Origin of the sequence: Methanobrevibacter sp., assembly GCF_045120835.1 — an archaeon.
Taxonomy (GTDB): Archaea; Methanobacteriota; Methanobacteria; order Methanobacteriales; family Methanobacteriaceae; genus Methanocatella.
In genome coordinates this window covers 1-19,406 of sequence record NZ_JBGVFE010000054.1, presented here as the reverse complement: position 1 = coordinate 19,406, position 19,406 = coordinate 1, and the positions used below count along the sequence as shown (strand labels likewise).

The following is a 19,406-nucleotide window of genomic DNA, read 5'->3' as shown; positions in this document are numbered from 1 at the left end:
ACCTGATTTATCAAAACCAGAATTGAATTTCCCCAAAGATCAAAATATTCAGTTTGGTGTTGAATATTCACCAAATTCAAGACCTCCAGTAATAGGTAAGAATCATACAATCAGATCCAATTCAATTATCTATAATGATGTCGTCATCGGAGATAATTTCAGAACAGGTCATAATGTGGTTATAAGAGAGAATACCAACATTGGGGATGATGTTTTAATTGGAACCAATACAGTTATCGAAGGGGATGTAATTATTGGAAATGATGTCAGCATTCAGTCTAATGTTTATATTCCAACCAATTCTGTAATTGAAGATAATGTGTTTATTGGACCTTGTGCTTGTTTTACAAATGATAAATATCCTGTAAGGATAAATTATGAACTTCAAGGACCTAAAGTTAGACGTGGAGCTTCAATTGGAGGTAACACCACTTTCTTGTCAAATGTTGAAGTTGGTGAAGGGTCTATTGTGGCTGCCGGAGCTATTGTGATACATTCAGTTCCACCATTCTACTTGGCTATTGGAACACCTGCCCGTATCAAGCCTCTTCCGGACCATTTAAAAGTTCCAAATAGATTTTAGATATTCAATGGAGATTATACTATGGCTAAATATAAATGTAAGATTTGCGGATACATTTTTGATGAGGATAACATTGAAGAGGGTTTAAATATTCCTGCCGGAACAAAACTGGATGATTTGCCATCTTCATTCAAGTGTCCAAAATGCAGAATGCCAAAGAATATGTTTGAAAAAATTGATTAATTTTATATATTAATAATCCATATACTATTATTAATAAAAAAAAATTTAAAGGAGATTGTTATTATGGCAAAATTTAAATGTAAATTATGCGGGTTTGTAACTGATGAGTTCGATGAACTTCCAGAAGACTACAAATGTCCAATGTGCGGCGCAACTGCTGACATGTTCGAAAAGATTGAATAGGGTCGGTTTAGATGGCTTACGTTTGTAAAGTTTGCGGTTTCGTTTTGGAAGAAGACGAATTGCCAGATGATTTTGTATGCCCAACTTGTGGCGTGCCTGCAGCAAATTTTGAAGAACAATGAGTTCTTCACTTTTTAAATTTTTTCTAAAAATTGCTTATTTTTAAAATTAACACTTATTTTACCTAGATATTTTTCAAATATTTTCTCTATGTCCCGATTATCTTTTGACACGACTGAGTATCTGACCTTATCTGAGTAATCTTTATCAATTGTCTCTAGGCTGTTGTTTCTAACTTCTGTATCGGCTATTTTTATATCTGAATATTCAAAAACAAGTTCATATACATCATATTCTTCAATTTCCACTATTTCTGCTTCTCCAATGGCTTCCATGACTGATTTGGAATATGCTCTTACAAGTCCGCCGGCACCAAGTTTGATTCCACCGAAATATCTTGTAACGATGGCGGTCACGTTGTGAAGCTCATTTTTCCGCAATACGTTAATCATTGGTTTGCCTGCTGTTCCGCCAGGCTCCCCATCATCATCGAAGCCTTCTCCATCTCCAACAATATACGCAGTACAGTTGTGAGTTGCATCGCTGTATTTCTGGTTTAATTTTTGGATGATCTCTTTAGATTCCTTTTTGTTTTTTGTTGGAAAAAGACAGCATATGAATTGGGATTTTTTTATATTTATTTCACTTTGGACAGGTTTTTTAATAGTTTTCATTGTATCAATATATTTATATATGGCATCAAACATATTAAGTTTAATTAATTTTACAAAAGGTGTTAATTGTGTCAAGTAGATCTGCTACAGTTTTGGTGATTTTTATAGTTGCGGTTCTTGCATTTTGTTTTGCAAGTGTCTTTGCATCTATGACTGGTCCAATTTCAATTTTACCTAATGAAAGTGAATCTGGAGGAATACTGGATAATCTTTCAGCTATTACTGATGATTCAGCCAATAGTGGTGACAGTTACGGTTATCAGCAATATGATGATTATTCAAGTTATGACTCATCATCAGATGACAGTGATGATTCTGATGTAGAGACAACTACCGATTCATCTAAAGAAAAAAGTAGTGATGTTGAAACCACTACGGATTCATCTAAGGATTCAAGAAGTAGTGATGTTGAAACTACTTCAGATAGTTCATCTAGTGTTGAAACTACCACTGGATAATCCTTTTTTTCATTTTAAAAGTCTAATAATTTTTCAACATCAAATATTACGGCATTAATGGCTAGGTTAAACAGTCTTTCACCATATTCTTCATCAATATATACGCCGTTTTCTTCAACGTCTTTTGCACCTTCTTCAATATTGGGATCATCTTTTCGTGCCTGTTTAAATCCGTGCAGGCCAACTTCTTCAAATTCTCTAACATTTGCTTGATTTTCAAGTTCATCTTCATTAACAATGCCTAATACCTTGGCCATTGACAGTTCGCCGCTTCCTCCGTGTGGACCTTCAGAGGAGATTACCTTGTTGTTGAATGTTATTGACAGTCCTGTTTTGTCTTCAATGTCCCATAGTTCAGCTACCAATGGAATATTTCCTCCATGGGCATTTACAATAACAACTTTTTCAATGTCCAGGAATTGTTTGGCCTGATTTAAAGTATTGATTACGTTTTCTTTTAGCACTTCAAGAGAAACATGGACTCCATGGTCGATTGTATCCAGTTCATAAGCGGGGAATATTATTCCTAAAAATTTGGCGCCGGTCAGAAGTGAAGATTGGAAGGCAATATGTGCTCCGATTTTGGCATCTGTATCTATCGGAAGTGCCGGGCCATGGTTTTCCAAGTGTGATCCGAGTGCGATTATTCCGATTTTGTGAACGCCGGGGTCTCTGATTTTGCCTGCTCTGTATCTCAATTCAGCCATAATTATCACCTATAACTCAAAGTTCCAGATTTCGTCACCAACATAATGTTTGGTTTCAACAGCTTTTCCGGAATCATTTTCAACCATTTCCTCTCCACTGATTAGACTCACGCCAATTGCCAGTGGCTTTCCATGGGTTTCATCTATAATCAAGACAATATCTCCCACTTCAACGCCTTCGGAGGCGTCTACAATTCCAGGGCTCATGATGTCTGCACCGTTGCTTACAAATCTGATGGCGCCCATATCTACTGTCACTGTTTTGGATTCCACATCAGTATTGAGTATTGCCTTAAGTGTTGGGAATGCTTTGCCATCAATTATTATAATGTATGGTTCGCCATCCACCAGAATAAATGAATTAGGTTCCGCTTCAAGTATTTCAACTTTCTTTTTTCCTTGAAGTAAATCACCATATTCGCCTAATTCAGTTTTTATTTCTTTAATTTTCTTTTTTTTCAAGAAATTTCTTTTTTTAACTTTTATAGTCATAGTTACCCCAATATTTTTCTATTGAATAATAGTTTGTATTTTCACTTAATAAATATATTCATTCAAAAGGGAATATTCATTATCTCTTGAAAAAACATATCTAAAATCAATTTCATCCCCAAGCTTGGCAATTGTTATTGGGGGATCTTTAATTGCATATCTTGTGATGCTTGTTGCATTTTTGTTGCTTAGTTTATTGATTGAATAATTGATTATATCAAGTTCTTTGAGTTTGAATTTAATATTGGGAATGATTAGCGGATAATATTTATATATTATTCGATTATAATAGGGTTCTTTTCTAAAAAACAACTGATTCTTGGAAATCAATTCGTCACTGACCTCTCTAAAATGGATAGGTTTTATTCCTCTTCTGGATTTGATATAAGTCTCGTTGGTCATCAGTTTGCCATAGCACTCGTAATAGTTGAAATCAATGAAATACATGATGCTGCAAAGCACGGTTTTTCCAAAATTTGGTTTATTTGCCGATTTGGAAAGAATGTACATTATTAAATCAGTATATTTTTGGCGCTTGAATCTCATTGTAATCACAGTGATGGTTGGGTGGAAATATTTTTGTGCCTTGGCCAATATAATTAAAGTGTGAGAGCATGAGATAAGTAATCGCCTGATTAATTTAATATTAATATTTCTTTTTTCTTAATTTTCACTTAAATTAAGGTAACATTTATATACTAGGTTAGTTATATTTAATAGTATTAGTTTTAATTAGGTTTTGTCTTATCTTAACTTGATTATATTATGTCTAATAGGGAGTATAAATTACTCTATTCATATTAAAAAACTAAAATTTGTAATAATATAAGGTGATATAATGAGCGGACAAAATGTTCAAAGACCACTTGACGCATTAGGAAAATCTGTGGATGCTCCTGTTTTAATAAAACTCAAAGGAGATCGTGAATTTAGAGGTATACTTAAGAGCTTTGATTTACATATGAATTTAGTTCTTAATGATGCAGAAGAGTTACAAGACGGAGAAGTAACAAGAAGACTCGGTGTTGTGCTCATTAGAGGAGACAATATTGTTTATATTTCACCATAAGTATTATTCAATACTTTTCTAGATTATATTTTTACGATAGCTTAAGGAGGTGTATCAATGTCAAAGGGAACTCCATCAATGGGTAAAAAGAATAAAAAGACCCATATCAGATGTAGGAGATGTGGTAAAAACACTTATCACATACGTAAAAAAGTCTGTGCTTCTTGCGGATTTGGTAAATCTAGCAAATTAAGGAGATACAGCTGGCAAAATAAAAAACCAACTACCAGACAAAGATTGGTATAGGTTGGTTAAATTTGTGAAGATTATTAAATTAATCTTCCTCTCAAATACTTTTTTTGATTACTTTTTGGTTACTGATTATTTTATATAGTTCTTTTTTTAGATAAGTTTATTAACTAATTTGTTGTTAAATTAATTTAGGTATAACTAAATTTTAGGAGGTCAATAAAATGACTGAATTGAAAGATATTGCTTTGGAAAATGATGTGGATTTGGAAAACTGTGTTGTTTTTGTAAGGGGTGAAGATGACATATTGGCTGTTGACATTTCTAATGCCGGAATAAGGCAAAGAAGTGATGATACTATGGGATTCACTTTTTCAATCACTCCAAAACAGGCATTGGCACTTGAAGAATATTTCAGTAGATTTACAACCGGTGAGAAATTCTATTTTGATATTTCACAAACCGGCTACAGGCCAGTTTATTATAGGGGTTTATCCCCAATGACTAAGGAAGTTAGCGTTGAATATGAACCGAAATTCAACATCACATTATTTGCTCAAAAAGCAATTGTGGAAGCTGAAGATTCATATTTCGCCCCAACATGTGCCTGTTGTGAGTTCTGCCACATAGGATAGTGATAAAATGTTTAATGATGAGTTTAACAATACTCTTGTATTGAAAAAATCCAAAACAGGCGAGAGTATTCAACTCGATCAGAGAAGAATTCAGCTTCGCGAAAATCAAAATGGTCTGATGGCTTTAAGTTATGTTGCTCCAATATTTGAAATGATGGATTTGGAAGATTTCTTTGATACCATGGATTCTTCCGGGAAATTAACAATGGATATTGGAGGAACAGGGGAAGTCAATGTGAATTTCAGAGGAATAATTGAAGGCAAAGCCAAAAACTTTTCCCGAAATCTTGACCACAAGATACTTCTCCTTGAGGAATCTCATTGCTATAAACCTGGTGAATACATTCAAGTTAAAAGAGTTTCGAAATTCATGCCTCGAGGCAGATTTTCTAAATAACTCTATTTTTTTATAGCTCCCCTTCCAAGGCATCCCATAAATCGACTGCCCAGCCTTGACTGCCATCGATTACCATGTCAAGCAGTCTTACCTTGCCGTCTCTAAAACGGAACAGTCTGTAGTCCACTTGGGGTTTTTTGGCACTGCCTTCCTTGTTGCAGTCGAGATATATTCCTTCTGAATATTCTTCTTCGAAGTTGCCTGCCTGAACAAAGTCTCCAACTAGTGAATAACCGTTTTTAACGCTTTTATCTAATTGTTCCACGGTTTTCAACCATCCGCCTTGAGCTCTGAATTTTATGTCTGGGTCGATTCTTTTCATTTCTTCTTGCCAATTAATAATCATATTGCCAACTCCTTTTTAATAGTAATTCTTAAAATGAGCATATAAATAGAAAGTGTGAGAGCATGAGATAAGTAATATTTAAATATAACTATTGTTATATAATATCTATATATAAGTTCAATTACATAATTAATAATATTATTAATAATTTATGTTTGGGCTTTGAAAATGAATTTGTTTGAAAAATTTGATATCGAAACTGAAAATGAACATTTGTATGAGGTGGCATTTACACATGCTTCCTATGCTGTGCTTCATGATTTGGATTACAATTATGAAAGATTGGAGTTTTTAGGAGATTCCGTTTTGAGTTTAATTGTATCTGAATATTTATATAAGAAATATCCTGATTATGAAGAAGGAGAACTGACCAAAAAAAGATCCAACTTCGTTTGTCAGAATGCATTAATATATTACTCACAGAAGTTAAAGCTGAAAGATTATCTTCGTGTTGCAATAGAGGAGTCAAACCTGACAAAAAATGAGGTAATATCCATAACGGCGGATTTGTTTGAATCATTTTTGGGAGCAATATTCATTGATCAAGGCATAGAATTTGCAAAGGATTTCGTAAAAAAATCAATTTTCAAATATATTGATCAGGATAGAGTATTTTTTGAGGATTATAAATCTGCTATGAAGGAATACGGAGATGCAAAGGAATTATCCGTCGAATATAAAATATTAAAGGAGTATGGCGTTCCTCATGATAAGACATTTATCATGGCATGTCTGGTTGACGGACAGGAGATGGGTGTTGGAAGAGGCAAGAATAAAAAAGAAGCCGAACAGTCAGCAGCAAGAGGAGCAATGCGTAAATTACGACTTGGGAGAAATTAAATGAACAAAGAATCTGTTGGTATTGTAGAGACAAAATACTTCCATATTGATGAGCCAATCAAATTAGATAGTGGCGAAATTTTAGATAATGTCAGCGTAGCTTATGAAACATATGGTGAGCTTAACAAGGACAAATCCAACGCTATTTTAATCTGTCATGCTTTAACAGGTGATGCACATGCTGCCGGATGGCATGAGGGAGATAAAAAGCCAGGCTGGTGGGAAATTGTAATAGGTCCCGGAAAATCCTTGGACAGTGAGAAATACTTTATAATCTGTTCAAATGTTTTGGGAGGATGTAAAGGAACAACAGGTCCGAGTTCAATCAATCCAAAAACTAAAAAGCCCTATGGTCTTGATTTTCCTGTAGTTACTATTGGAGATATGGTTCAGGTTCAAAAGAAATTAATCGATTCATTCGGAATAACTCAATTGACTGCAGTAATTGGAGGATCAATGGGAGGAATGCAGGTTCTTGAATGGATGGTTACTTATCCTGAAATGATGAAAAAGGCAATTCCAATAGCTACAACCGCAAGTTCATCTCCACAGCAAATCGCTTTTAATGATGTAGGCAGACAGGCGATATTTGCAGATCCGGACTGGAATAAGGGAAATTATTATGAAACCGGCAAGGTACCGGTCAGTGGTCTGTCTCTTGCCCGCATGATTGCGCATATTACTTATTTAAGTGACGAGTCCATGGACATCAAATTTGGACGTGGCCTTCAGGACAAGGATGAAATCAGCTATGACTTTTCAGTGGATTTCCAGGTTGAAAGTTATCTGAAGCATCAGGGTGAAGTCTTTGTAAAACGTTTCGATGCAAACAGTTATTTGTTCATCACAAAAGCAGTGGATTTATTCGATTTATCCGTAAATGGTTCCTTAATTGATGGTTTTAAGGGTGTTGAAACTAAGGTTGAGGTAATTTCTGTTGATTCCGACTGGTTATATCCAACAGAACAGAGTACAGAGATTGTAACTGCCCTTAATGCAAATGATGTTGAAACATCATTTTCAGAGATAAAATCCAATTATGGACACGATGCATTTCTGCTTGAAAAAGGACAATTGAACCACATTCTTTCAAAGTTCCTTGCGGACAATACCGTTGAAGACATCATGATGGAAAAAATAGCAACAATTCGTGAAAATGCCAATATCGAAGATGCGGCTAAACTGATGGTAGATAAGCATGTAACTCATATTCCTGTTGTAACTGATGATTTAAAACTAATAGGTATTGTTACAAGTTGGGATTTGTCAAAATCGATTGCAACTGGAGCCAATCAGCTTAAGGATATCATGACAAAGACAGTCAAGTATTGTAATGCGCATGAAAGCATAGAGGATGTAGCTCGTAAAATGCGTAAATTTGATATATCCTGTCTTCCTGTCGTTGATGAGGACATGAAAGTCTTAGGTTTGATTACTACAGATCAAATCAGTAATTTACTCAGTTAAATTACACTTTTTTTAATTTTTTTTGGGGAGATACTATTTCAAGATTATCTAAATTCATTGATGGTGCTAAAAAGGCAGTTCCGATAACTATGGGTTATGTTCCAATGGGAATAGGTTATGCTGCAATCGCCATTAAGGCAGGCATGACTCCTCTGGAGACAATCTCAATGTCTTTTTTGGTGTATGCCGGAGCAGGCCAGATTATTGCCGCATCAATGGTTTTGACAGGTGCAAGTGCAATGGCAATCATACTGACCAATTTTGTTGTTAATCTAAGGTATTTTGTAATGTCAACATGTGTCTTGAATCAGGTTGAAGACTCCAATACTCCCTTAAATATTTTGGCGGCCCATGTAACGGTTGACGAATCCTTTGCAATGTTTTCGCTAAGTGAGGATTCAAGTATCTGGATATATCTGGGGATTGCCATAACCGCATGGCTAAGCTGGTGTCTGGGAGCGGGAATCGGTGTTGTTCTTTTGGATATTCTTCCGGTAATTGTTACAAACAGTTTCAACATTTCGCTGTATGCATTGTTTGTAGCGATTTTGACTCCTGCTATTAAAGAAAATAAACAGATTGCCGTTTTGGTCTTAATAACTGCTGTTTTAAACATCGTTTTAAGCCAAATTTTAGGAAACTGGTCTTTGATAGTATCGACCCTTGTTGGGGCTGCAATAGGAATGTATATAGTTGATGATGAATATCTGCTTGCAGGTGATGTGTAATGGATTATATGATGCTCGTTATAGTTGGATGTGCGATAGTGACATTCATCCCAAGATTGATTCCAGCATTATTCATTGACAAATTGGATTTTCCTCCAAAGGCGGAGAAATTTCTAAATCTGATTCCCTACACTGCGCTTGCGGCCTTAATATGTCCGGGAGTCTTAACGGTCGACAATCAACTGTGGTATATAGGTTTGATTGGGGCGATTGTCGCAGCGGGACTTGCATGGAAAAAGGTTCCTTTGGGGGCTATTGTAATATTGACAGTGGTGATTTTAATTGCAGTCTATTCTGTTGTACCATTTTTTTAGGGTGTAAATATGGATATTAATTTGGAATTGTTTTATTTCTTTAATCATAATCTTCAAAATCCGATTTTTGATGCAGTAATGCCGGTTATAACTCATTTTGGAGGATTTAAGGTATTGGTGGTTGTGCTGATTGTCATTATATTTTATGCACATCTAAAGGGTAAGAAAACCCTTAGAAGAATCACCATTTTGGCGTTAATAGCATTTTTATGTTCCGATTTGGTCACTGCCATTTTAAAGAATCTGGTTAATGAACCGAGGCCATTTGTAAGTTTGGACAATGTGCATCTGTTAATAACGGAAGATGATCCCCTTTCATTTCCATCAGGGCATTCCACTTCAACATTGTCAGTCGTGACATTCTATATTTTAAACATGAAGGAATTGGCCAAAAAACATTATAAGTTAATTGATATTGCTTTGGTCATTTTTGCTTTGGTCATTCCATTTTCCAGATTGTATGTTGGTGTGCATTATCCATTTGATGTCTTAGCAGGGGCCATTATAGGTATTATTGGTGCATTGGTTGTGAACAGATACAAAAATAAGATTATCAAATTTTAAGTTCCAAGCAGTATTATAGAGGAAAATAGGTTGAAAAATGCATAAGTCTGATTTTTTCTGCCTGGAACTATTTTTTTGTAACAAATCTGTTATAGAAATGTTACATATGTTAAAGATGGTTTACCTACTATATAAATATTTCGTTTGTAAATTATTACTATGAAATTATCTTATTTTCATTTGATTTAATAATTTAATCTTTTAATAAATTTAAAATATTAAATTCAAATTTTTTATTCTTAATATTTAATATAAAGTTATTTTTTCTTGATTTAATTAATTTAAAGTTATAATATTTGTTATAATAAAAACCATAAACTTTATATACTATGTAATGTAACATTAACATAAGTAATTATATTTTAACATAATTGCTTAGGTACTTAAATACTTTTTGCAAAAATTAATCAATTTGTGGATTACTATGAGAACCATGATTAAATATTTAAGACAAGAGCTCAAGATGAGCCAAAAAGAACTTGGGGACAAGGTAGGTGTTACCCGTCAAACGATTAATGCGCTTGAAAACGGGAGGTATAATCCCTCTTTGTTTTTAGCTTATGAAATAACCCAGGTTTTCAATAAAATGATGTTTAAAGGAGATCGAGAAAAGTATTTTGTTATGGAAGAAATATTTATTTTCGATGATGATTACTATTAGGTGATAGAAAATGATTTTAGATATATATAAGGACGCATTAGAATATTCAGCAAAGGACTGGAAAAAATTAGTAATATTGGGAGTAATCTGTTTGTTCAGTTTCCTGTTGCTTCCGGCATTTCTAATTACAGGTTATAATTATAGGGTTATCAATACAGCGGTACACGGAGTAATTAATGGCAGAGATCCATTACCTGATTTCGATGATTTGATAAGCATGTTCATCGATGGAGTAAAAGTGGCTATTATTCAAGTTCTCTATTTGCTTGTGCCAGTAATCCTCTTTTTGGTATTTGCACTTATTTCAAGCCAAATTGGTGGTGCTGCATCATCAGCGATAATGATTATCGGATGCATAATAACATTTGTCGCTTTTGTGATTGCAGAACTGATGGTTCAGATGGGAATATGTCACATGGCATACAATGAGGGTGCATTTTCAAAGGCATTTGCAATATCTGAACTAAAAGAGGTAATTGATGAAATAGGATGGTTTGAATGCATTGCTACATATTTGGGTTTGATAATCATAACTTTGGTCATTTCATTTGTCGTAGCTGCAATAATTGGAATAATATTTACCGCATTTGGAGTTTCTGGAGCGGTTTTAGGTGTTAATCCGTCTGGAATATTCCTTTTAGGAGCATTCATCAATATGGCAGTTACATTGTTCATTGTCGGACCGTACTTAAGCATATTCAATTCAAGATCCACCGGATTGTTATACACAATGCAGATATAAGGTGATGGGATGGCAAGCATAACAGACTGTGTCGTTGAGGGATTGAAATATCCTTTCACAGACATTAAAAAAGTTTTTGGATTAGGAGTATTATTTACAATCGTTGAGCTTCTGCTAATGGCTTTAACCATTAGGTCAGTTGACGTAACAAGAACCGTTATAGATACTGTGGAACATAATGCCAATCTCACTGCATCAGGCATGAACGCCTCAATGTTGTCAAGTGGAGACACTTTTCTGGGAGTGGCCATGATGATAATCGCATTTGTTGCGGCATTGTTCATAATGGGATATCAGTATAATGTGATTGACTTCTCAATTAATAAAAAAGATGATCTTCCGGGATTTGCAGACATACTGGGCATGTTCATCAGGGGGATCAAATATTTCGCTGTAAGTCTCGTATACGGTATTCCTGTAGTGCTTGTAATGATGTTGGGAATACTTGTATCGGTGTTCAATTCCTCATTGTTTGTTGTTGTAATGATGATATCATTATTGTTTGCTTTTATCTGCTATTTGCTTTGGATTATGGCATTAAACAATATGGTTGCACACAACAGCATTAAAAAGGCATTCGATTTAAGTGAAATAATTGGCAACATCGCAAATCTGGGATGGGGAAAATATATCGGAACCGTACTGTTTACAGTAATCGTTTTCGTGATTATCAATATGGCTGTAGGGGTTGTTTTGAGCATCCTGAGCGCAGCATTTGCCGCTGCCATCAACAATCAGGCGATTGTCATATCAGTTGTTATAGGAGTAATTGAAGCGTTCTTCGTATCTTCCTATTTAACTGTATTCTTCAGCAGGGTTTGCGGATCAATATATAGAGAATCAATCAAATAGCCAGAATGTTTTTAAACATTCTGCATTTATTTTTTTTAACTAATTTTATGGAAGTTTTAACATGTCAGACTATGTCATCGAAACAAACAATTTGTCAAAAATATATTCCAGTGAGAAAGTTGTGGATTCAATCAACATGCATGTCGAAAAGGGAAAGATCTATGGTCTTCTTGGCAAAAACGGAGCCGGAAAAACCACAACAATGTGCATGCTTTTAAATCTCACATATCCAAGCGAGGGGGAAATATTTCTTTTCGGAAAAGACCCTAAAAAACATTCAAAAGAAATTTATTCAAAAATTGGTTCAATCATTGAAACTCCAGGATTCTATGAGAATCTGACAGCTTATGAAAACCTCAAAATCATTTCAAAGTTAAGGGGAAATTATAATCCTTTAAAGATTGAATCAGTCCTTAAGATGGTTAATCTGGAAAATGCAAAATCAAAAAAATTCAAGGACTTTTCATTAGGTATGAAACAGCGTCTGGGAATAGCTGCTGCGATTATGCATAATCCCGAACTGCTGATTCTGGACGAGCCGATAAATGGTCTTGATCCATTCGGAATTAAGGAAATCAGGGCATTGCTTAAAAGACTGGCCCATGAATTTGGAATAACAATCCTGATTTCATCACATATCCTAAGTGAAATAGAAAACATTGCAGACGTAATAGGATTCATGGACAATGGGGTTCTTATTGAAGAAATCACAAAAGAGAATCTGCACAGAAAACTCGACAAATTCGTTGAATTTGAAGTATCCGACATTGAACTTGCACTCGGGATTCTTGAGGAACTTGGACTTCGGGCAAATGTGGATTTTGAATATGCAGATGATGGAACACTTTATCTGTATTCTCATCTGGAATTGAGGGATGCCTTCAATGCTTTATTTGTCAAATCAGGAATAAATGTTTCAAAGGTCAGTTTATGTGAAGAAAACCTTGAGGAATTCTTTACAAGAATTATAAATAATAATTGAGGTGATTAAATGCTAACTTTCATTGAAATGGAATTTCTAAAACTCAAAAGATCAAACATATTTCTGTTGAGCTTGATTGGAGCTGTACTGCCTCCCTTGTTGATGTTCATTGCAGTTTCTGCATTCGGCGAGGGAAACACTTTTGAAATGCTTTTTGACAATGTCAACATGTACATGTCAGCATTGTTCGCTGTGCTTCTTTTTGCAATAATCATTTCCTACATTTTTGGAAGGGAGTATAACGAGCATACTATAAAGTCAATGCTGTGTCTGCCGATATCAAGAGGCAGATTCCTGATTTCAAAATATGTCATGTTTCTGGTTTGGATTGTGATTTTGACAGTTGTCACAACGCTATCGGCAGCGGTCTGCGGATTTGTTGCAGGTCTTGAGGGATTTGCAATAAAACTTCTGATTGACAGCTTTGCGCAGCTATTGTTGGCAAATGTCCTGTTGTTTTTGACATTCTCCCCATTTGTGTTCCTGTCACTTTTGATAACAAACATGGTTCCTGCAATGGTTGGAGGCGCCGCACTGTCACTTGTTAATCTGATGATATATGGCCAAAGCTGGGCGCCATATGTTCCTTGGGTATGCCCATATCTGATTTCATCCGGTGAAATAGCCGAATATGGAGTGAATATTGGCATTCCATATGCTGTAATTCTGGCCACTTTTGTAATCGGACTGACAATCTCATATGTTTACTTTACAAAAACAGATGTTGCATTATGAATTTTAGTTATCATCTGCTCTCTCTAATGATTTAAATATATTGACAGTATAATGTTAATTAGGAAGTGATATTATGAATCATGAAAATCAGAAATTTTGCCAGTCATGTGCAATGCCTTTGTATAATGATGAAGTCTTAGGAACAAATGAAGACGGATCCAAAAACGAGGATTATTGCATATACTGCTTTAAGGATGGTGAATTCACTTCAGACATGTCTATGGATGAAATGATGAATTTCTGCATCGAAAAGATGTGTGAATGCCATCCTGACATGGATAAATCCGAAGCATCAGCAATGATGAAGGATGTATTTCCAAAATTGAAAAGATGGGCTGACTAGCTCATCAACTTTTTTTTCTTTTTAAATTTTAAGTATTATTAGTTTCATATCTTATACCATGTGTTCAATTGTTGGTTTGAAAGGTAATTTTAAAGGTAATGACATTATAAGAATGCTGAAGGTATCAAAAAAAAGGGGTCCGGATGCATCAGGTGTTTTTTTAGATGATATTAAACTAAACATCAATTTGGATGAATTTGACGATGATAGGGATTATGAGATAGGTTTTGGACATAATTTACTTTCAATTTACGATTTAAACGAAAGAATATCTGTACCTCAGCCGGTAGCTAATGATAATTTGGTTTTGGTTTTCAACGGTGAATTATATAACTTCAAGACAATCAGGAACCTGGTTAAAAAGGTAGGGGTTGAAGTGGATATCACTTCTGACAGTGAAGCTCTGCTTTGGCTGATTGATTTTTACAACAAGGGGGATTTGCTGAGAGCTGTTCAGATGGCAAACCGCCTGATTGACGGGGATTATGCTTATGCTGTTTTTGACGGTGAAAATCTGGCCATCACAAGAGATCCTTTAGGAGTAAAACCATTATTCTATTCAAAAAATGGTGAACTCTTCGGATTTGCATCAACTCGCCACTGCCTGAGGGAAGTCGGTCTTGGTGACATCGAAACATTAAAGCCAGAACACATACTTTATAATGGTGATGATATATCTCCAACACAGGCGGTTTATGAAAAAGTCTTTGAAGGTGAAGTAAATAAAATAGACAAGCTATTAAAATTAAGTGTTTCAAAAAGAATTGATGGATTAGATAGTGTCGGTGTAATATTTTCAGGGGGTGTAGACAGTTCATATTTGGCATTGCTGCTGAAAGAGATTTCACAAAACATTGCCCTTAAAGTCACACTTTATGCTGTCGGTGTTGAAGGCTCAAAAGATCTTGAAGCCGCAATAAAAGCATCAAAATCACTAAACTTGCCTTTGAAAATCTGTGAGGTAACTGAAGAAATGATTCGTGAAGCATTGCCTTCAGTTGTCCATGCTATAGGTGACGATAATCTGATGAAGGTCGGTGTGGGCCTGACAACATATTTTGCAACACAAATGGTTGCACGTGACGGCATAAAGGTGGCAATTTCCGGTCAGGGTGCAGATGAGTTATTTGGAGGCTATAAAAGATATCTCAAAAGCTTTGTTGAAGATAATTTAAATTATGAGCTCAGGGAAGATATTTCAAACATGTATCATGTCAATCTTGAAAGGGATGATGCATGCTCAATGCTGAACTCAGTGGAGTTAAGGCTGCCGTTTTTGGATAAGGCGCTGGTGGAACTTGTATTGAACATTCCGGACAATAAAAAGATAGTTTCCATGCATGATGACATGAGAAAAAGCTTTTTAAGAAAACTCGCTTTTGAGGAAGGTCTGGACTATGATATAGCCTACAGGCCTAAAAAGGCTGCTCAATATGGAACGGGCATTGACAAGATTTTAAGAAAAAAGATTATTAAGGATACTGATTTATCAGAGTTTTGAATTAAAATATGTTATTTGGAAGAATATGTATGTGATGTAAAATATTGATTGGATATGATGTTCCAACAAGATATGGTTGATAATTCAATAGATACTTTTTTGTGTTAAAATGAAGAATAATATGAAACCATATATTATAAAAAATGTTTTAAACAATTTTTCATCAATTAATTCCTTAAAATAGATAGGTTTATAAATTACAGTTTTGATATCCTAATGAGCAGAAGTTTCAATACTTTTTGTCACATCACAAGATAAGATTATATACCTTTTATTTAATATCATATAATTGATGAGGTATATTTCACGAACTGATTTAAAGATTGTTGCAAGAAACTCCGGAATACTTATGGTTGGAATAGGCATAATGTGTTTAATTCCATTGATAATTGATTTAATATTTTTTGAATTTGATGTGTTCAGTTTTATTGTTCCGGGAGCGATTTCTATAGGATTGGGTTATTTTTTCATGAAATACTTCGATGCATATACTTCTAAAAGGATAAGGCTAAAACACGGGATGATGATTTCATCTTTTGCATGGTTTTGGGCAGGTCTTGTTGGAGGTATTGTTATTACGCTATCAACAAATATTCCTATTGTCGATGGTGTTTTTGAAAGTGTTTCGGCATTAACTGGCACAGGAATAACAATATTTGAAAATGTGGAAATATTACCTTATAGCATACTCTTTTTCAGAGCTTTGGAACAGTGGGTTGGAGGACTGGGTGTAATTGTTGTTATGCTCAGGTTCATTACACCGGGTTCAATATCTTCAAGGCTTTACCAGTCCGAAGCTCGTGATGAAAGATTAAAACCAAGTATTAAAGCCACTATTGAAGAAACCTTGAAGATTTATGGAGTATATACTTTATTTGGTATAATATTATATATTCTTGCTGGAATGCCTATTTTTGATGCGGTCTGCAATACTTTCTGTATAATTTCAACAGGAGGTATGGCAGTTAAGAATGCCAATATCGGGTACTATCAAAATGATTTAATATATTTGATTTCGATAATCATAATGATATTGGGTGCCACTAGCTTTTTAGTGCATTATAAAATAATTAAAACGAAAGGGAAGTCATTAATAAAGGATTTGCAATTTAAAGTTCTCATCTGCATAATAGCGTTTGTCAGTTTGATGCTTTATTTTGTTTCAGACATTATTCCGATGGAATTGGTATTTACAGTAACCTCTGTCATTACAACAACCGGTGCCAGTGTAGCTTCAGTGGACGCAATGGCAGGCTGGCCGGCATTTGTTATACTCAGTTTAATGGCCCTGATGTTAATAGGTGGTTCAAGCGGTTCCACAGTAGGTGCAATAAAACTTGTCCGTACAATTACATTCTGTAAGGGAATTTACGCAAGTATTAAAGAAATCTTATCTCCTGAAGGCAGAATCGTACTTGTAAAACTAAATGGACATCAAATATCTGAAAAAGCGATTGGGGAAGCTGGAAAATTCATCGTACTTTACTTTATATTCATATTTATAACATGGGCGTTATTCTGTTTATTTGGATATGATCCATTCAAAAGCCTGTTTGCGGCAATGTCACTTCAGGGAAACAATGGTTTGGAGCTGGGAATAGTTAACCATACCTTAAACCCTATATTAAAGATAGTCAGTATGATGGACATGTGGACTGGAAGACTGGAGATATATCCAGTATTGGTACTGTTTAGAGCAGGATTTGAAATATTCAAAAGATAATTCCACTTTTGCATCAATTTGAAAACATAATGTCTAGTTTGAATCGGAGTGTTGAAAAAAGAATATGCAAACTCGGATGTGATTCAGATATTAAAATAGTTAGGATTATAAATTACAGTTTATATGTGTATTTGTGTTTTTTCATCTAGTCGCAGTTTGAAAATATTTATTATTGATGAACTTAAAATGTTATATTAACTAATTTATCATTGGTGATTAAATTGTATAATAGAATTGAAATTGCTCATGAGTTTGCTAATGCTATTAATTCAGATGAAATTATTAGAATGATATTATTCGGTTCTGTTGCACGTGGCGATGATAATAATGAATCTGATATAGATATTTTAATTGTCTTAGATCATGATAACAAAGAATTGGAATCACTGATTGATAATATCGTCGTAGATTTTATTCTTGAAAAAGAAGAAGTAATTTCACCACATGTGATGACTGAAGAACATTTTAATAAAACAAAAGATTATAGCTTCCTTAAAACAGTGATGGCGGAAGGTGTTCCTATATGAATGTTGAAGAAGTTAATGGCGTTATGGATTTAGCAGTTGAAGAGTTAAGCATGGCACAAATTTTATTTGATGCTGGAAAATATCGAGGTTCAATAACTCATTCATATTATGCAATGTTTGATGCAGCTAAAGCATTGTTACTTACTCATGATTTTGTCAGTAAAAAACATGACATTATTCTAACCCAGTTTAGTAAAGATTTTGTTCATGATGGGGATTTCAGTCAAGAAATTTATACTTATTATTCTAATGCCAAAAAACTTAGAAGAAAATCCAGTTATGATTTTTCAGTAAATTTTGATAAACAAGAAGCCTTTGATTGTTTAATCCAAGCTGAAGAATTCATAGCCGAAGCTAAAAAATTTTTATAATTTATTAAAAATAATTTTTAATATTATTTCTGTTTATTATTTTTTCATGATAAATTTCAAATAACAGAGGAGAGTAGGCTATATTTCAATTTGATGTTTTCCATTAACATAAGGTTGATAATTAAATAACCACTTTTTTTTTAGATTTGATTTAATGATGTTGCAGTGACATTAACAGTCATCCTCTTACAATTCAATCTTGTTTTTCACTGAGATATATATCAGAAAATTAAGTTTTGAATAGTCAATTCTGGTGTTAATGTGGAGAATAATCACAGGGCTACATTTTAAAAATATTTGAAATATATTTCATCTATTCAATTAATCGGTAGGCTTATTAATTACTATTTGTCGTCCTAATTGGTGACAATATTATTGCCGGTAATCATCTATTTTTAAACCAGTGCCACTGGGATTTATTATATCTATATTTAATGTCTATTAGGATAGTGTAGGGATTATTCTCTGCAATAAGACATTAAATCAACTATTTTTATATAAAAAGCATCGCCACATGTCATACAATAGATAACAATTCATTAACATTACTCACATATATTTATAGGCCTTTTTTCATGTTAAGGATAGTTGGATCTTACATGTTTGTAATATATTTTTTTTAGTAAGGTTTATCAGTTTGATATTTAATGTTTCCAACAGTATATGAAGTTAAAAAATTAGAAAAATGAAATGCTATTAATTCAAGTATTTTTCGACTAAATCCAATAACATTTCGCTTGCTGTTGCATATCCTCCCATTTGGGCATGCATCTGTGAACCTGAATCTTCATCAAACAATAGATATTCTTTTTCACAGTCAAGCATATCATAGAATACTTTTGCTTCACCCTGTGTCATTTCCGATGTTCCATCCATTACAATGGTAAAACAATCCAAATCTTTGATAATATCTGTATTGTCGAATTTTCTAAGTTCATCGCAAATGGTTTCGGATGTTGCTCCGTGTTTGTATATGTAGTCTTCAAGCATGAAGTCCAATTGGGCAGGACGAATTTTTTTAGGCATTTTTTGAATCATTTCAAGTCTTTTAGCAAAGGCACCGCCCCAGTTTGCATTGCC

At 34.3% G+C, this 19,406-nt stretch carries 29 protein-coding genes and 1 pseudogene; 24 read left to right on the top strand and 6 right to left on the bottom strand.

Going from position 1 to position 19,406, the window contains the following annotated elements; translation table 11 throughout:
• Positions 1 to 22 precede the first annotated feature (22 nt).
• The 4 genes from ACJMLO_RS05640 (at position 23) to ACJMLO_RS05625 (ending at position 1,071) form a co-directional block, all read left to right on the top strand.
• Entirely contained in the window at positions 23 to 583 is a 561-nt protein-coding gene (locus ACJMLO_RS05640; protein WP_405294767.1) for an acyltransferase, read from the top strand.
• A 21-nt stretch (positions 584 to 604) separates the two neighbouring features.
• A complete protein-coding gene (locus ACJMLO_RS05635; protein WP_405294765.1) occupies positions 605 to 766 on the top strand; it encodes a rubredoxin in 162 nt (53 codons plus the stop codon).
• Between the two features lie 63 nt (positions 767 to 829).
• Positions 830 to 949: a rubredoxin gene (locus tag ACJMLO_RS05630; RefSeq protein WP_292604057.1), complete on the top strand. Its 120-nt coding sequence runs from the start codon at positions 830 to 832 to the stop codon at positions 947 to 949.
• 11 nt (positions 950 to 960) lie between these two features.
• Positions 961 to 1,071, top strand: a complete 111-nt coding sequence (locus ACJMLO_RS05625; protein WP_405294763.1) for a rubredoxin-like domain-containing protein — start codon at positions 961 to 963, stop codon at positions 1,069 to 1,071.
• Positions 1,072 to 1,083: 12 nt separating this feature from the next.
• Here the strand turns inward: ACJMLO_RS05625 and ACJMLO_RS05620 are convergent, their stop codons facing one another.
• Positions 1,084 to 1,683: a YigZ family protein gene (locus tag ACJMLO_RS05620; protein WP_405294761.1), complete on the bottom strand. Its 600-nt coding sequence runs from the start codon at positions 1,681 to 1,683 to the stop codon at positions 1,084 to 1,086.
• 68 nt (positions 1,684 to 1,751) lie between these two features.
• Between ACJMLO_RS05620 and ACJMLO_RS05615 the strand changes: the two genes are divergently transcribed.
• Complete coding sequence (locus tag ACJMLO_RS05615) at positions 1,752 to 2,141, top strand: hypothetical protein (RefSeq protein WP_405294759.1); 390 nt, start codon at positions 1,752 to 1,754, stop codon at positions 2,139 to 2,141.
• A 14-nt stretch (positions 2,142 to 2,155) separates the two neighbouring features.
• Here ACJMLO_RS05615 and arfB read toward each other — a convergent pair whose 3' ends face one another.
• From arfB to ACJMLO_RS05600, 3 genes are read right to left on the bottom strand one after another with little or no spacing between them, the layout of a single operon-like run.
• Positions 2,156 to 2,848 carry a 2-amino-5-formylamino-6-ribosylaminopyrimidin-4(3H)-one 5'-monophosphate deformylase gene (gene arfB / locus ACJMLO_RS05610; protein WP_405294757.1) on the bottom strand — a complete coding sequence of 231 codons (693 nt, stop codon included), beginning with the start codon at positions 2,846 to 2,848 and terminating at the stop codon, positions 2,156 to 2,158.
• Between the two features lie 9 nt (positions 2,849 to 2,857).
• On the bottom strand, positions 2,858 to 3,340 hold the full coding sequence (locus ACJMLO_RS05605) for an RNA-binding protein (protein WP_405294755.1): 483 nt from the start codon (positions 3,338 to 3,340) through the stop codon (positions 2,858 to 2,860).
• A 45-nt stretch (positions 3,341 to 3,385) separates the two neighbouring features.
• Complete coding sequence (locus tag ACJMLO_RS05600; RefSeq protein ID WP_405294753.1) at positions 3,386 to 3,886, bottom strand: type II toxin-antitoxin system antitoxin SocA domain-containing protein; 501 nt, start codon at positions 3,884 to 3,886, stop codon at positions 3,386 to 3,388.
• A 292-nt stretch (positions 3,887 to 4,178) separates the two neighbouring features.
• Here ACJMLO_RS05600 and ACJMLO_RS05595 point away from each other — a divergent pair, with 292 nt between their 5' ends.
• The 4 genes from ACJMLO_RS05595 (at position 4,179) to ACJMLO_RS05580 (ending at position 5,630) form a co-directional block, all read left to right on the top strand.
• Positions 4,179 to 4,409, top strand: coding sequence for an LSm family protein (locus ACJMLO_RS05595; protein WP_067042787.1), 231 nt, complete (start codon positions 4,179 to 4,181; stop codon positions 4,407 to 4,409).
• Positions 4,410 to 4,466: 57 nt separating this feature from the next.
• The gene (locus ACJMLO_RS05590; protein ID WP_292793349.1) at positions 4,467 to 4,655 is read left to right on the top strand and encodes a 50S ribosomal protein L37e; all 189 of its coding nucleotides are present in this window, start codon (positions 4,467 to 4,469) and stop codon (positions 4,653 to 4,655) included.
• Between the two features lie 167 nt (positions 4,656 to 4,822).
• Complete coding sequence (locus tag ACJMLO_RS05585; RefSeq protein WP_405294750.1) at positions 4,823 to 5,233, top strand: hypothetical protein; 411 nt, start codon at positions 4,823 to 4,825, stop codon at positions 5,231 to 5,233.
• Between the two features lie 7 nt (positions 5,234 to 5,240).
• Positions 5,241 to 5,630, top strand: coding sequence for a hypothetical protein (locus tag ACJMLO_RS05580; RefSeq protein ID WP_405294748.1), 390 nt, complete (start codon positions 5,241 to 5,243; stop codon positions 5,628 to 5,630).
• A 10-nt stretch (positions 5,631 to 5,640) separates the two neighbouring features.
• Here ACJMLO_RS05580 and ACJMLO_RS05575 read toward each other — a convergent pair whose 3' ends face one another.
• Complete coding sequence (locus tag ACJMLO_RS05575; protein ID WP_405294746.1) at positions 5,641 to 5,976, bottom strand: hypothetical protein; 336 nt, start codon at positions 5,974 to 5,976, stop codon at positions 5,641 to 5,643.
• A gap of 168 nt (positions 5,977 to 6,144) precedes the next feature.
• Here ACJMLO_RS05575 and rnc point away from each other — a divergent pair, with 168 nt between their 5' ends.
• From rnc to ACJMLO_RS05500, 15 genes are all read left to right on the top strand, one after another.
• Entirely contained in the window at positions 6,145 to 6,816 is a 672-nt protein-coding gene (gene rnc, locus ACJMLO_RS05570; RefSeq protein ID WP_405294744.1) for a ribonuclease III, read from the top strand.
• The gene (locus ACJMLO_RS05565; RefSeq protein WP_405294742.1) at positions 6,817 to 8,283 is read left to right on the top strand and encodes a homoserine O-acetyltransferase; all 1,467 of its coding nucleotides are present in this window, start codon (positions 6,817 to 6,819) and stop codon (positions 8,281 to 8,283) included.
• An 89-nt stretch (positions 8,284 to 8,372) separates the two neighbouring features.
• Positions 8,373 to 9,011, top strand: a complete 639-nt coding sequence (locus tag ACJMLO_RS05560) for an AzlC family ABC transporter permease (RefSeq protein ID WP_405294740.1) — start codon at positions 8,373 to 8,375, stop codon at positions 9,009 to 9,011.
• Positions 9,011 to 9,325, top strand: a complete 315-nt coding sequence (locus ACJMLO_RS05555) for an AzlD domain-containing protein (RefSeq protein WP_405294738.1) — start codon at positions 9,011 to 9,013, stop codon at positions 9,323 to 9,325. Before ACJMLO_RS05560 ends, ACJMLO_RS05555 begins: the two co-directional genes overlap by 1 nt.
• A 9-nt stretch (positions 9,326 to 9,334) precedes the next feature.
• Positions 9,335 to 9,889 (top strand): phosphatase PAP2 family protein, encoded by a 555-nt coding sequence (locus tag ACJMLO_RS05550; protein WP_405294736.1) that lies wholly within the window; start codon positions 9,335 to 9,337, stop codon positions 9,887 to 9,889.
• A 424-nt stretch (positions 9,890 to 10,313) separates the two neighbouring features.
• Positions 10,314 to 10,550, top strand: coding sequence for a helix-turn-helix transcriptional regulator (locus tag ACJMLO_RS05545; RefSeq protein WP_116591747.1), 237 nt, complete (start codon positions 10,314 to 10,316; stop codon positions 10,548 to 10,550).
• Positions 10,551 to 10,560: 10 nt separating this feature from the next.
• The gene (locus ACJMLO_RS05540) at positions 10,561 to 11,292 is read left to right on the top strand and encodes a DUF4013 domain-containing protein (protein WP_405294734.1); all 732 of its coding nucleotides are present in this window, start codon (positions 10,561 to 10,563) and stop codon (positions 11,290 to 11,292) included.
• Positions 11,293 to 11,301: 9 nt separating this feature from the next.
• Entirely contained in the window at positions 11,302 to 12,144 is an 843-nt protein-coding gene (locus ACJMLO_RS05535; RefSeq protein WP_405294732.1) for a DUF4013 domain-containing protein, read from the top strand.
• A 61-nt stretch (positions 12,145 to 12,205) separates the two neighbouring features.
• Positions 12,206 to 13,126 carry an ABC transporter ATP-binding protein gene (locus ACJMLO_RS05530; RefSeq protein WP_405294730.1) on the top strand — a complete coding sequence of 307 codons (921 nt, stop codon included), beginning with the start codon at positions 12,206 to 12,208 and terminating at the stop codon, positions 13,124 to 13,126.
• A 9-nt stretch (positions 13,127 to 13,135) separates the two neighbouring features.
• Positions 13,136 to 13,861, top strand: coding sequence for an ABC transporter permease (locus ACJMLO_RS05525; RefSeq protein ID WP_405294728.1), 726 nt, complete (start codon positions 13,136 to 13,138; stop codon positions 13,859 to 13,861).
• Positions 13,862 to 13,934: 73 nt separating this feature from the next.
• Positions 13,935 to 14,204, top strand: coding sequence for a zinc ribbon domain-containing protein (locus ACJMLO_RS05520; RefSeq protein WP_405294726.1), 270 nt, complete (start codon positions 13,935 to 13,937; stop codon positions 14,202 to 14,204).
• A 58-nt stretch (positions 14,205 to 14,262) separates the two neighbouring features.
• Positions 14,263 to 15,705, top strand: a complete 1,443-nt coding sequence (locus tag ACJMLO_RS05515; protein WP_405294724.1) for an asparagine synthase-related protein — start codon at positions 14,263 to 14,265, stop codon at positions 15,703 to 15,705.
• 292 nt (positions 15,706 to 15,997) lie between these two features.
• Positions 15,998 to 17,428 carry a TrkH family potassium uptake protein gene (locus ACJMLO_RS05510; protein ID WP_405294722.1) on the top strand — a complete coding sequence of 477 codons (1,431 nt, stop codon included), beginning with the start codon at positions 15,998 to 16,000 and terminating at the stop codon, positions 17,426 to 17,428.
• A gap of 221 nt (positions 17,429 to 17,649) precedes the next feature.
• Complete coding sequence (locus tag ACJMLO_RS05505) at positions 17,650 to 17,955, top strand: nucleotidyltransferase domain-containing protein (protein ID WP_405294720.1); 306 nt, start codon at positions 17,650 to 17,652, stop codon at positions 17,953 to 17,955.
• A complete protein-coding gene (locus tag ACJMLO_RS05500) occupies positions 17,952 to 18,326 on the top strand; it encodes a HEPN domain-containing protein (RefSeq protein WP_405294718.1) in 375 nt (124 codons plus the stop codon). The genes ACJMLO_RS05505 and ACJMLO_RS05500 overlap by 4 nt, the downstream gene beginning before the upstream one ends.
• A 696-nt stretch (positions 18,327 to 19,022) precedes the next feature.
• Here ACJMLO_RS05500 and ACJMLO_RS05495 read toward each other — a convergent pair.
• Positions 19,023 to 19,406, bottom strand: a pseudogene (locus tag ACJMLO_RS05495) (alpha/beta hydrolase); the annotation flags it as partial.